At 43.1% G+C, this 13,019-nt stretch carries 10 protein-coding genes; 4 read left to right on the top strand and 6 right to left on the bottom strand.

Annotated features, from left to right (window positions below):
* Positions 1-90 precede the first annotated feature (90 nt).
* The 3 genes from Xish_RS08075 to Xish_RS08085 all read right to left on the bottom strand — a co-directional run bounded on the left by Xish_RS08075 (position 91) and on the right by Xish_RS08085 (position 4,111).
* Positions 91-807 carry a Slam-dependent surface lipoprotein gene (locus Xish_RS08075; RefSeq protein ID WP_099117427.1) on the bottom strand — a complete coding sequence of 239 codons (717 nt, stop codon included), beginning with the start codon at positions 805-807 and terminating at the stop codon, positions 91-93.
* Positions 808-1,050: 243 nt separating this feature from the next.
* On the bottom strand, positions 1,051-1,896 hold the full coding sequence (gene fdhD, locus Xish_RS08080) for a formate dehydrogenase accessory sulfurtransferase FdhD (protein ID WP_099117428.1): 846 nt from the start codon (positions 1,894-1,896) through the stop codon (positions 1,051-1,053).
* Between the two features lie 133 nt (positions 1,897-2,029).
* Entirely contained in the window at positions 2,030-4,111 is a 2,082-nt protein-coding gene (locus Xish_RS08085) for a plasmid pRiA4b ORF-3 family protein (RefSeq protein ID WP_099117429.1), read from the bottom strand.
* Between the two features lie 362 nt (positions 4,112-4,473).
* Between Xish_RS08085 and Xish_RS08090 the strand changes: the two genes are divergently transcribed.
* Complete coding sequence (locus tag Xish_RS08090) at positions 4,474-6,123, top strand: LTA synthase family protein (protein WP_099117430.1); 1,650 nt, start codon at positions 4,474-4,476, stop codon at positions 6,121-6,123.
* An 83-nt stretch (positions 6,124-6,206) separates the two neighbouring features.
* Here the strand turns inward: Xish_RS08090 and Xish_RS08095 are convergent, their stop codons facing one another.
* The gene (locus Xish_RS08095; protein ID WP_099117431.1) at positions 6,207-6,866 is read right to left on the bottom strand and encodes a helix-turn-helix transcriptional regulator; all 660 of its coding nucleotides are present in this window, start codon (positions 6,864-6,866) and stop codon (positions 6,207-6,209) included.
* A 94-nt stretch (positions 6,867-6,960) separates the two neighbouring features.
* Here Xish_RS08095 and Xish_RS08100 point away from each other — a divergent pair, with 94 nt between their 5' ends.
* From Xish_RS08100 to Xish_RS08110, 3 genes are all read left to right on the top strand, one after another.
* Positions 6,961-8,373 (top strand): MFS transporter, encoded by a 1,413-nt coding sequence (locus Xish_RS08100; protein ID WP_099117432.1) that lies wholly within the window; start codon positions 6,961-6,963, stop codon positions 8,371-8,373.
* Between the two features lie 209 nt (positions 8,374-8,582).
* Positions 8,583-9,005 (top strand): TPM domain-containing protein, encoded by a 423-nt coding sequence (locus Xish_RS08105; protein WP_167383241.1) that lies wholly within the window; start codon positions 8,583-8,585, stop codon positions 9,003-9,005.
* The gene (locus Xish_RS08110) at positions 8,971-9,531 is read left to right on the top strand and encodes a hypothetical protein (protein WP_099117434.1); all 561 of its coding nucleotides are present in this window, start codon (positions 8,971-8,973) and stop codon (positions 9,529-9,531) included. Before Xish_RS08105 ends, Xish_RS08110 begins: the two co-directional genes overlap by 35 nt.
* Positions 9,532-9,600: 69 nt before the next feature.
* Here the strand turns inward: Xish_RS08110 and glmS are convergent, their stop codons facing one another.
* The gene (glmS, locus tag Xish_RS08115; protein WP_099117435.1) at positions 9,601-11,430 is read right to left on the bottom strand and encodes a glutamine--fructose-6-phosphate transaminase (isomerizing); all 1,830 of its coding nucleotides are present in this window, start codon (positions 11,428-11,430) and stop codon (positions 9,601-9,603) included.
* Positions 11,431-11,571: 141 nt separating this feature from the next.
* A complete protein-coding gene (glmU, locus tag Xish_RS08120; protein WP_099117436.1) occupies positions 11,572-12,972 on the bottom strand; it encodes a bifunctional UDP-N-acetylglucosamine diphosphorylase/glucosamine-1-phosphate N-acetyltransferase GlmU in 1,401 nt (466 codons plus the stop codon).
* Positions 12,973-13,019: the final 47 nt, after the last annotated feature.

Here is a 13,019-nt window from a genome sequence, read left to right on the forward strand (position 1 = left end):
TTTGAAAGAAAGAAGTTGTAAATAAATAGGGTAAAGAAGATGAAAAGGAAAACAGTGTCAAAATGGCACTGTTTTCTGGAAAATAAATACTTATTCTTTAGCACCGCCGAAAGCAGTATCTTTGTTTCTGTCGCCATCAAATTTGGCATACCCTGCCAGAGCGGCGGCGGAATCACCGTAGAATTTCCCATCGGTAACCCCATGAATATTACCGTTGGCGGTGGCCTTACCTGTAAATCCGGCATTGTCATTTATATTGGCATCAATACTAATATTTAGTGAGTCATTTTTCAGTGAGCCATTCAATTTTTTGGTACCAAAGTTTGCAACTAATTTGCCGAAGAGGAGATTATTGCCGTTATATTGGTTCAGACCTTTTACTGTATAGGTCGCAGTGCCGCCAGTTGGCAGATTGGTTGTAGCATCTTTACCCGCATAAAAAACAGTATGGGTAGCATCCGATTTATCGGGCGTTTTTTGAGCCCATTCACCAAAGTAAACTTCTGTATTGGGAATCTGACCGATATCGATATACTGGTTCTCGATGCCGAGCGCTTTACCGTTCTTCTCGGCATGATAAATGCCATTATTGTCGCGTTTAGCGTAAGATTTCAGTTTGGAGGCTGGAAGTAATAGACCTTTTGCTATAGGTAAAGTGATACCCAGAGCAGGTTCACCATCTACCTCTCCTATTACAAGGTGTGGATTGGTGTCTTGTTGGCTTATACCATACTCAACTTTTGCCTGAACCTGTGTAGTAAACCCAAGAACACCTAATATGGCGATTAATATATTGACCTTTTTCATAAGTAACCTCACAGAGTATTGAATATTTGTTATCCTGTCATAAGAGCGTCCTGAACTTTTTGTGTGAAAGGCGTGCGCAAAAAATGCGCAACAAATAAAATGTATGTTGGCTAAATAACGATGTAAACCATAAGTTACAGTTATGTTTTCCGTCTGTTTAATCTCATTTCTTGTGCCAACCAAGAGATTAATTGATTGAAATTAAATTATTTTTTTAGGATGGGATAAATTTGTGGATTTCAATTAATCCACTAATCGTTGAGGATGGGTATACACTGTTGCTCGTCCTGGCTTACAAAATCCGATCAATGTTAGATTACATTTCTGTGCAACTTTAATGGCAAGTGAGGTTGCGGCAGAAACGGCAAGTAAAATTTCTCCCCCACAATTCGCTGTTTTTTGTACCATCTCATAACTGGCACGACTGGAAACAACTACAGCACCTTGTTGCCAGCCCATTTTTACTCGCATTCCCAGTAGCTTATCCAATGCAACATGGCGCCCAACATCTTCACAACCCCCAAGCAATTTTCCCTCTAAGTCAATCCAACCCGCTGCATGGGTACAGCCAGTCAGTGCACCGATTTCCTGAACATTTGGTAATTGGGTAAGTGCAGTATCAAGATGGGAGAGGGAAAATGTTTGGGTGAACGGCAAGGGCGTAATTGGGCGAAAAATCTCTGCGAGTTGTTCTGTGCCGCAAATACCGCAACCCGTTCTCCCAGCCATATTGCGTCGACGCTCTTTTAATCCCGCAAAACGACGGCTGGAAAGTTCAATATGAAGCTCAATGCCCCCGTGACAGCTCACTATTGAATCAATACCCCGAATTTCCTGTGCAGATGTGATGATCCCTTCCGACAAGGAAAACCCGATAGCAAAATGGTCAAGATCTTTTGGACTGGCCATCATCACGACATGGGAAATACCGTTATAGACTAATGCGACAGGCACTTCCTCGGCTACCCAATCCGGCGTTGGAATGCTCAATCGGTCACTTTGTTTGGTATTTTTTTGTTGTACATTAATGCGAAAAGCACCACGGATTTCTTCCATCGTAAACTTATCTTCTGGCCTTTCATTTTCCATTAATGAATTCCCCTGTAGTTTGATTCATAAGTTACGCTCAACGAACGTGCCTATCACTTTATCGAGCATTACTTCGGATTGAGAATAACCGAAAGGAAACCGGAGGCCGTTTTTTCCTCCGGTTTATTGACTTTTAGTGATTAATTAACGCCTTGAGCCTATTATTAACCAGTTTTTTATCAAAAGGTTCCAGTGACTCATTTGGGGATAATCGCACAAACTCTAATTGTTCTGCTTCATCTTCCGTCAGAGCTTTCTTTTTCCTCAATTTGAGCAAATAGTTCCAACTCCAAATGCCACCAGAATCTTCAGCCGGACACATGCCATTACCTGCTGTGACTTCAGGCTGGATAACATCTTTTGCAAGGATTTTCTCTACGGTTATCTGGTGAAGCCAGTTATCGCCAAAATCATATTGGTAATTAAATTCATTCCCAACCTCCTCCAAAAATTCACCGATGCACATTTGGTCATAATGTTCTTCTGGAATGTCTATTCCTGCAAAACTAAAACTGAATAAATGAGCATTTTCCCACCCCATGGTAGTTTGTATCACATCATGAAATTCACGGAGTGTTAGTTGATTGCTGACACGGAGCCGACGCCATACGGCTGGAGTGGCATCAAGTAAACTCACTTTGAGAACCAAACCTTGCGGTTCAATCTCTTCCTCTTGTTCCATATAGAAATATTCAAAGCTGAGTTCAGACAACGTATCAAATAAAGCAAATTTCTTGCGGTTTAATGCTGGATCTCTGAGGGCATAGGCCAAATCTAAAAATTGATCTACCAAATATGGGGCTTTTGGTGGCAGTCTGTATTGCTCGATTGCAGCGGAATAAGTCAAACGTTCAATAAATAGTTCTCGGTTTGCATAATAATAGAGTTTCAATAAATCCCTGGGTTTCTTTGCTTTCTGCAAACAGTCTTCCGGCGCCAGCCAGCTCAATATTAATGATGATCCCATAGTAATGCCAAGGCGATTCTGTTCTTGTCGTTTCAGATCAGCTTGATAACCGAACTTCTGGCTCCAGTGTTCAAATTCAAAGGCTTCTGGCTGTGTCCATTCGACAGGAAGTTGTGACAACCAATAAAGTGAGTCGAGATCGAGAGGAGTGTTTTTATTTTGCTGAACTGAAAGTATCCACGGTAAAATTTGTTGTAGCCAGTCAGGGGAGACCGGAGTAAAGTCAACATAAGCCTCCTGAGTGTTCAGCTCTTTAATCAGTTCGGGAATTGTGCGGTCAGGATCAATATTCAGTAAACTCTCGCGGATACCCGATTTAAAGTCCAGCATCATATTCATTTGGCATTTTTGACCATCCAGTGTGATTGTCAGCATCATGCTGGCACAGTCATTGCCATCAACATGAGTGGCGTATAATTCGTGTATCTCTGCTGTTTCACGAACTTTATTGTGGTGTGACATCGCCTTTTTTTTCCAACGCTTAAAACTAGAACGAATGGAAGGATGGCGGTTGAACCGTGCACACAGATTGATAAGTTGCAGGTAGGATAAATTGGCCCATACAGAAGAGGAGCAATCGTCCAAGGTTTGCGCACAGGCAAGGGCAATCGGTTCTTCAAAGTACTGAGTCAGTAGCAGCAGGGCATCGATACCCCATGAGTGTTTGGCGACTTCTGACAATAAATGAGGCAATGCTTCATGAGGAATAACGGAAAAACCACTCTCAAAAAAGTCGACAAATTCAATACCAGAATGAATTTTAAACTGTTTAAATAACTGACTTAAGTTTAGAGGTTTTGTCGGAAAAGTTTCTATGTTGGTGTTATCAGCATATTCAGCATATTGGGAGGTATCCAATAGTTGGGTAATATCAGTGTTGATATGAAACTGATTTCTTTTCAGGATCGATACACATAACAATGCGCATTCGCTATTGATCTCGAACTTTTCTTTGGTATTCACCAAAATTTGCTCAATGATCTCTTCAAGCTGCTGTTTGGCTTCAGCAGGCAATTTGTTTGTTGTTAATGCAAGTTCTCCTATGGCAATTTCAAGCCAATAGTTAATGCTATCGCCTATCTCCTTCATCGCTTCCTTGGGCAGCGCCAGAGCCAGGCTAATCAAAAAGAAAACGTTTTCTGGATCGGAAAACCACTGTATCTGCTTTTGGGTTAAGAAACGTTGTTTCTCAGGAGCATGGGCGTATTTTTCTATTGCAGATAGCAATTTTTCAGGTGTTAATTTCATTATCAACCTCTTCAATATATATATTTCAACCAAGAAAAGTGCTGGTTATCACTCTGGGTCATATCCACCCTTCCCCTTGACAATTACAAATAGTCTAACCTGAATTTTTATAAGGTCAGTAAGTTTGTGTTGAAATTTATCCTCGTTATTTTCTAATTTGCGGCTGTGTGTGATCTGTAGCTTGAAATAGACAGGATTTGACAATGCCATTCCGTTGTTTGTCCAATCATACGGCCTGTGAAGTGGGAAGCCTCGCCCGATAGGGCGCGGGGAGCAGTCACTTTTTTATCTGTATATGTGCCAACCTGTGCTATTTTTCATCGGGTTGGCAAACTGAACTCACGTGTGGAATTCAATAGAGTATGAAAAAAAAGATAATCTCGAGGATTTATCTTGGATTGTTGTTAATTGCTTCCTTGATATTAGTATTTGAAAAAGGTGGAGATATTTATCCTGCACTGGTATCTGTCGGCGTATTCGGCGTCATCTTTGGTCTGGCTTTTTTAGTTTCAGCGCGCTGGTTATTTTCGGTAGTATTCACTGGAACAGTGTTTATCATCCTAAAATTCCTCAACCAGATAAAAATCCATTACTATAAAGAACACCTGATGTTTTCTGATTTGAATGTTATGTTAGATCCTTCAAATCAGGAGACTTTACACCATTATTGGCTGGCGGGCATTGCCGTGGTGGCGATGTTTATCTGGTTAATATTCAACATGATATTGAGCTGGAAAGCGGTGCCTTCTGCGCGTGGGATCAGATGGCGCCTCGCCAGTATCATTTTGATGGTCGCGAGTGCCTGGGGTATCAACCTAACGGTGAATACCTACCATACCCGATGGCAAGGGGAATTGCCGAAGGGGAGGGGGACAATGACCAATATGGTAATGTCTGCCTTTGATGCGCAATATCAGCCGCCAAAATTTGGTACATCTGCTGATTATTTCTTGCAGCAGGCAAAACAAGTAATGTTGCCTGAACCTCAGTCAGAGGTTAAACCCGATGTAGTTGTATTGCTGCAAGAGTCCACTGTCAATCCCCATATTTACCAATTACCTGCCAATGTGCAGTTGCCAGATCTCTACATGTTCCGGCATGATGCGGGGGTTAGTGCCCAAAGTCCACTCAGGGTACAAACCTTTGGTGGCGGAACCTGGTTATCCGAATTCTCCGTTTTAACCGGATTGAATACGGATGATTTCGGCTCCCGTAAAAATGCAGTGTTTTATTTTGTCGTTGATCACCTGAAAAACAGCCTGTTCCGTGCCATGAAAGACAATGGCTATTACACGGTTGTTCTGACACCGTTTAATAAATCCGCTTACCATGCGGGACATGCTTACAAAACGCTGGGCGTTGATCGAATTATCCAACCGCAGGAGCTGGGATATCCCGCAGATATGGATGAAAATTTGTGGAAAATCCCGACACAAGACATGTTGTCTTATGTGAAAACTATCTTAGCTAAGGAAACAGACAAGCCGATTTTTATTTTCTCTCTGACCATGTATGAACATGGGCCTTATGAAGAGAATCATCATGATGATTATGGTTTGACTGGTAAAGTTAATTCTGCAACGGCGGCAGGTAAGTTTAGCCATTACATGGAAAAAATCGTGGCGTCTGATCCTGCTATCAGGGATTTCAGTGAATTCGTTGCCAATCGCAACAAACCCACCGTTTTCCTCTATTTTGGTGATCATCAGCCAAACATAAATTTTGATCACTATAATTCTCCGCTACCTGATCCGGCACATGTTACTCAGTTTACTTTGCGGGATAACCTGAAACAGGGAGCGTCAATAACAACGGGAAAACTGACAGATATCGCCTTCCTCGGCGGAATAATTCTGGAGCGTGCCCGTTTGTCAGCATCAGCGTTTTATCAGGCGAATATGATGATGCGCCATTTATGTGATGGTGCCTTAAATGATTGTCAGGATAGTGCACTGGTAGAGAGTTATAAGCATTATATTTACCAACAGTTGGCGGTGGCAGGTAAGGAATAATTTTATTCCTTCTGTATAAGGAACCTACGCAACTGAAATATTGCGTAGGTTTTTTTGATGGCTTATATCAAGCAAGATTTGTATCAAGAACGTGAGGCTGTGATGCGATAAGCGCAGCGTCGGTGACCACTAAGGATATATTCGGTTCTTTCCACATTGGCTTGCAGGATCTCCCGAAACAGTTTCAGCTCTGTCCGGCAAAAGCCCTGACACAATTTGGCTGCGGCACAAATTGGACAATGGTTTTCAAAAAACAGAATATCGCCATTTTCTTCAACAGAAGAATAAGCCATGTAGCCTTCTCGGCAACGGATAGAAACCAGACGTTCAACTTTCTCCTGTAACCCTGTAGCACCTTCCATCGCCTTTTTATAGTTGGAAAAAGCCTCTTTTTCACGGGCACTGATAATCAAATCCATAGCATCTTCACCCAACTGACTACGAATAATCGAGATCAGTTGCGTTGTTAGCTCTACATGGGTATCAGGAAATTTGGCATGGCCTTTCTCTGTGATATGCCAAAGCTGTACTGGACGCCCAACTCCCCTGGTTTCTGATTTTGCTTCAACTAATCCCTCCTTAGCCATTTTCACAAATTGTTGACGGGCTGCTTCTCCAGTTGTTCCCAATAATTTGCCGGCATCAGAGGCTTGTAAGGCACCTTGAGTTTTTAGCAGCATTAATAGCTTCTCACTCACTGTTTGCCCTACGATTGTACTATTTTCCAAGTCATCGCTTGACATATTGTTGATCCCGACATTAATTTATTCCAAGATTTATCTTGTTTAATTTAGCGTAAGACTTTTCACAACTCAACCTGTGTTCAGGGCAAAAATTATGATAATGACTGAGGAAAGCCGCTGGAGGGATCTGTTTTCCAGCAAAAATGCACCAAGTGCGATAGCACTTTCACTGGGTGTGGTATTGATGGCAATGAATACCTTAATTGCAATTACTATTCTGCCTTCTGTCGTCAACGATATTGGAGGATTGAATCTCTATGCCTGGAATACGACATTGTTTGTTGTGGCATCGATTGTGGGTTCCGTTTTGTCTGCGAAATTGCTAAGTTCATCGGGTGCAAGAAAGGCTTATCTGGTTGCATCGCTGGTCTTTTTCATTGGCAGTTCACTTTGTACCGTTGCACCGACGATGGAGGTTATGCTGATTGGCAGAGCTGTTCAGGGTCTTGGCGGTGGATTCCTGTTTGCCCTTTCCTATTTGATGATCAATCTCGTATTTGAACAATCACTTTGGCCTCGGGCTATGGCGCTGATTTCGGGAATGTGGGGTGTGGCGACCTTAATCGGGCCGGCTATTGGCGGGATTTTTGCGGAAATGAATGCATGGCGTTACGCTTTTGGCATTATGCTTCCCATTATTCTGTGTTATGCCGTATTTACCTGCCTGATTTTACCGAAGACAGAGATGGAAAATAAAACCAAAACGGCATTACCCATCGTGCAATTGATCCTGCTATCAGCGGCGGTGCTGGCGGTTTCCTCAGGCAGCTTGTCACAAGATGTTCGGCTCAACATTCTCGGTATTGTTGCGGCTGTAATATTGGTTTCTTTATTGGTCATCCATGAGCGACGAGCTTCAGCAAGGTTATTGCCTGAAAATGCCCTTAATTTACGTTCTCCCCATTTGGTTTTATTTGCGACGATATCTCTATTGGTCATTGGCTTAGCAGGGGATGTTTTTATACCCTATTTTCTGCAAATCCTGCACGGACAATCTCCTTTGGCTTCTGGCTATATGGTTGCTTCCGCGGCATTGGGTTGGACGATAGGAGAAATGCTCAGTGCTAGCTGGCAACGGGCTAAGATGCGATTTGCAATTGTCAGCGGTCCAGTCTTTATGTTGGCTGGCATGTTACTGTTGCTTATATTGCTGCCATCTCAATCGGCAGGAGAGTGGCAAATAATGCTACCGATAATTTTGGGATTGGGGCTGTTTGGTTTCGGGGTTGGATTCGGTTGGCCCCATCTTTTGACCCGCATTTTGCAGGTTTCCAGTGATGCGGATAAAAACATCGCTGGTTCATCCATTACCACCGTACAGTTATTTTCCACGGCATTTGGTTCGGCATTGGGGGGAATGACCGTCAATTTATTTGGATTTTATCAGCCAGGAGGCGTTATAGGAGCAGTTTCTGCTTCACATTGGCTATTTTTACTCTTCTCCATTGCACCAATATTGGCATTATTCACTGCATTTCAATCAGCAAAAATTAAAGCAGAGAAATAATTTTATTATTGACGGTATTATTGTAAAAAATAATGCCGTTTTCTTGATTATGTATCATGGAAGATATCCGTATAATAGTGGTCATTGATATCATAAATAAGCGATAAAGATACTTTATGTTAATAATTTCCCCTATGTCGAAGGATGGTTTCCGTATTCAAATCACAAAGCCGAGAATAATATATTCCTTGGTAATCAGATATTTCTTTATGCTGTTTTTATTTATTATCGGAATGGGCAATGGATCAGCGAAAGAGGTAGAACAAGAAACAGTCACGATTAATATTCCTACGTTAAGCAAGCGTGTGGCTGATATTTCTAAAGTTTTAACGAAAGAAGAGAACCAACGCCTGACTCGCCAACTGAAAAAACTGCAATCTGAAGAAAAGGTACAGATGTCCGTTTTGATTATTCCAACGACGGGCAGTAATACTATTGAGGAGTTTTCTTCCCGTGTATTTGATAAATGGAAGTTGGGTAATAAAGAAAGCAATGATGGTATTTTGTTTTTGATCGCTTCTGATGATCATAAAATGCGTATCGCAGTTGGTTCCGGTTTAGAGAGGAAATTAACCGATGGCAAGATCGCACGTATAGGTGAAACCGGCTTTCAAAGAAAATGCTTATTTTGAGGGTATCAGTAATGCGATTAATTCAGTTGATACATTGCTGAAACTGTCTAAACAAACAGGGATTGATGAAGAAATAACGAAAATGACATCGGCTTTCTCAGAAGAGGGTGATGGCACATTCAGCAAAATCTCTGGCAAAGACATTGCCGCACTATTGTTTTTTTGGCTAATCAGTCTGTTCCTTTTACCAATGAAAGTCTTTCGCGAGGGACACTGGTTTAAACGTTTCCTTAAGAGTGTCCTGACGATAGCCGCAGGAACCTATCTACTGACCCTGGTGGGATTGTTTTCTTCCATTCCGGCGGAGTTTTACCTGTTAATCCTCCTGCTACCAGTGATTCTGGTATTTTTGGTTATTTCTACGATCTGGTCATTATTGAAAAACCTATTCAGCGGTCTCTTTGGCGGCTTGTTTGGTGGTTCTGGCTCTGAGCGTCCAGAAAGTGACAAGAATAGCAACGATCATGATAACTTTTCTGGTGGTGGTGGACGCAGTGATGGTGGTGGTGCTTCAGGCGATTGGTAATTTGTTTTATTGGGTGGGGAGATTATCCCCACCTGTTGCCGTTATTCAACGCATTTGCATATTACACCATTACTCCACCGTCACCGATTTCGCCAAATTCCTTGGCTGATCCACATCCGTACCTTTGATCAATGCAACGTGGTAAGACAGTAATTGCAGTGGCACGGTATAGAAGATCGGGGCGATCAACTCTTCTACGTGTGGCAGGGAGATGATCTTCATGTTTTCGCTGTTGGTGAAACCCGCATCCTGATCGGCGAAGACATATAACAAACCGCCACGGGCACGAACTTCTTCGATATTGGATTTCAGTTTTTCCAGCAGTTCGTTGTTCGGTGCAACGATGATCACTGGCATATCCGCGTCGATCAATGCCAATGGACCATGTTTCAATTCACCGGCAGCGTAAGCTTCTGCGTGAATATAGGAGATCTCTTTCAGTTTCAGTGCACCTTCAACCGCGATCGGGTACTGATTACCACGGCCGAGGAACAGGGCATGATGTTTTTCTGAGAAGTCTTCCGCCAGTGATTCAATCAGTTTATCTTTGGATAGCATGCTTTCAATGCGGCTTGGCAAAGCATGTAGGGCATGGACAATATCTTGTTCCAATGCAGCATCTGTACCTTTCAGTCGTCCCATGTAAGCCACCAGCATCAGTAATACAGTTAGCTGGGTAGTAAAGGCTTTGGTGGATGCTACGCCGATTTCTGCTCCTGCTTTGGTCATCAGGGCAAATTCAGATTCACGTACCAAAGAGGAACCGGCAACGTTACAGATAGTCAATGAAGTCAGATAGCCTAGCTCCTTGGATAAACGCAGGGCAGCCAAGGTATCAGCCGTTTCGCCAGATTGAGACAAGGTGATTAGCAGGCTTCCCTTACGCCGTGATGGCTTGCGATAACGAAACTCAGAAGCGATTTCAACATCACATGGAATACCTGCCAGTGATTCGAACCAGTAGCGCGAAACCATTCCCGCATTATAGGAGGTGCCACAGGCAACGATTTGGATATGCTCAACTTGAGACAGCAATTGCGCAGCATTAGCGCCCAGTTCTGACAGATTTACCTGACCACTGCTTAAACGCCCCTCCAATGTGCTCTTGATCGCCATCGGTTGTTCGTAAATCTCTTTTTGCATGTAGTGGCGGTAAACACCTTTATCACCTGCATCGTACTGAACGTTAGATTCAATTTGTTCACGCTCAACCGCTTCGCCCTGCACATCAAAGATGCGAACGGTACGGCGAGTGATTTCTGCGATATCTCCCTCTTCCAGATAGATAAAGCGACGAGTCACAGGTAGTAATGCTAATTGGTCAGAGGCAAGGAAGTTTTCCCCTACGCCTAAACCGATTACCAATGGGCTGCCAGAACGCGCAGCGACCAGTACATCAGGATGACGGCTATCCATAACCACTGTGCCATAAGCGCCCCGCAATTGTGGAATCACACGTTGCACCACTTCCAGCAGTGAACCGCCTTGTTGCTGTTCCCAGTGAACAAGATGGGCAATGGTTTCTGTGTCTGTATCAGAAGAGAAAGTGTAACCACGCGCTTTTAATTCTTCGCGCAGTTCTTCGTGGTTTTCAATAATGCCGTTATGCACAACCGCAATATGTTCAGAAACATGAGGATGGGCATTACGCTCGTTTGGTTCACCGTGAGTCGCCCAACGAGTATGGGCAATCCCTGTGCCACCAGTAACCGGCTGTTTGTCTGCTTCATCAGCCAGCATCTGCACTTTACCGACTTCACGCAGACGGGTCATACGGTTTTCGCTGTCAATAACAGCCATACCCGCAGAGTCATAACCACGGTATTCCAGGCGACGAAGACCTTCGATCAGTATTTCTGCAATATCTCGTTGTGCTACTGCACCAACAATTCCACACATTTTGTTTTATTCCTAAGAACAGGGCAATGAAGCCCTTTTTATGTCGCACAACCTGATTATCTTACGGCAAATCGCGCTCTGGCTTTGCCGTCCCCGAGCTTTGTAGAGATGGGGATTTTTTATTATGGATATATCTTAAAATTATTTTTTCTTCACTGGACGCTGCCAGTTTTTAATATGAGTTTGCTTTACACGACTGATAACCAATTCGTTCTCAGCAATGTCTTTTGTTACTGTGGTTCCGGCACCAATAGTCGCACCTTTCGCTACCGTAACTGGTGCTACAAGCTGTGTGTCAGAACCAACAAAAACGTCATCACCGATGATGGTCTTAAATTTATTGGCGCCATCATAGTTACAAGTAATGGTTCCCGCACCAATATTTACATTATTGCCGATTTCAGAATCACCAAGATAAGTCAGGTGACCAGCCTTGGAACCTTTGCCAAGCGTGGATTTTTTCATTTCAACGAAATTGCCAACATGGGATTTTTCCGCCAATTTAGAGCCAGGGCGTAAACGGGCAAAAGGCCCAATAGTGCACTCAGCCGCAATTTCAGAATCTTCGATGATAGTGTAAGGGTCAATGACTGCCCCATCACCAATAACACAATTTTTCAGGATACAACCAGAGCCAATCTGAACATTATTTCCCAATGTGACATGACCTTTAATGATCACATTGGTATCAATCACTACATCCCGACCATGTTCTAATGTTCCGCGCAAATCAAAACGAGCAGGATCTAACAACATGACGCCCGCCAGCAGTAATTTTTCTGCTTGCTCAAATTGGTAAATACGCTCTAAGGCAGAAAGTTGCTGGCGATTGTTAACCCCTTCCATCTCACTTAAACGGCTTGGGTGTACTACCTTGATTTGACGGCCTTCTCTGTGTGCAAGCGCAATAACATCAGTCAGGTAATATTCGCCCTGTGCGTTATTGTTTTCCAACCTGGATAACCAACGTTTCAAATCACCGCCATTCGCAACTAAAATACCGGTGTTAATCTCATTGATTTTGCGCTGTTCTTCTGTTGCATCTTTCTGTTCGATAATGCCCGTCACTTCACCATCTTCACGAATGATACGACCATAACCCGTTGGATTATCCAAAATTGCTGTTAATAAGCCAATTCCACCCTCTGGCTTAGCTTCAATCAAACGAGCCAAAGTATCTTTACCAATCAAGGGCACATCACCGTAAAGGATCAGAATATCTTCATCATCCGAAAAATACGGAGCCGCTTGCTGCATGGCGTGCCCCGTACCAAGCTGCTCAGCTTGCAGTACCCAATTTAGATTCTGGTTGGGAAGTGCTTGTTTCATCAAATCACCACCATGCCCATAAACCAAGTGAATATTTTGGGCGCCCAACTCCATTGCGGTATCAATAACATGCTGAACCATCGGCTTACCAGCCAGCAAGTGCAGAACTTTAGGAAGAGCGGAATACATGCGAGTTCCCTTGCCTGCGGCAAGGATCACGACACTTTTTGTACTGACATTATTTACGTTGGCATTATTTGCAATCACAGACATAAGAAACCTGACAATCCCAATTTTTAAGTATGAAAGTAAACCTGTTT

It is taken from the genome of Xenorhabdus ishibashii (assembly GCF_002632755.1).
Taxonomy (GTDB): domain Bacteria; phylum Pseudomonadota; class Gammaproteobacteria; order Enterobacterales; family Enterobacteriaceae; genus Xenorhabdus; species Xenorhabdus ishibashii.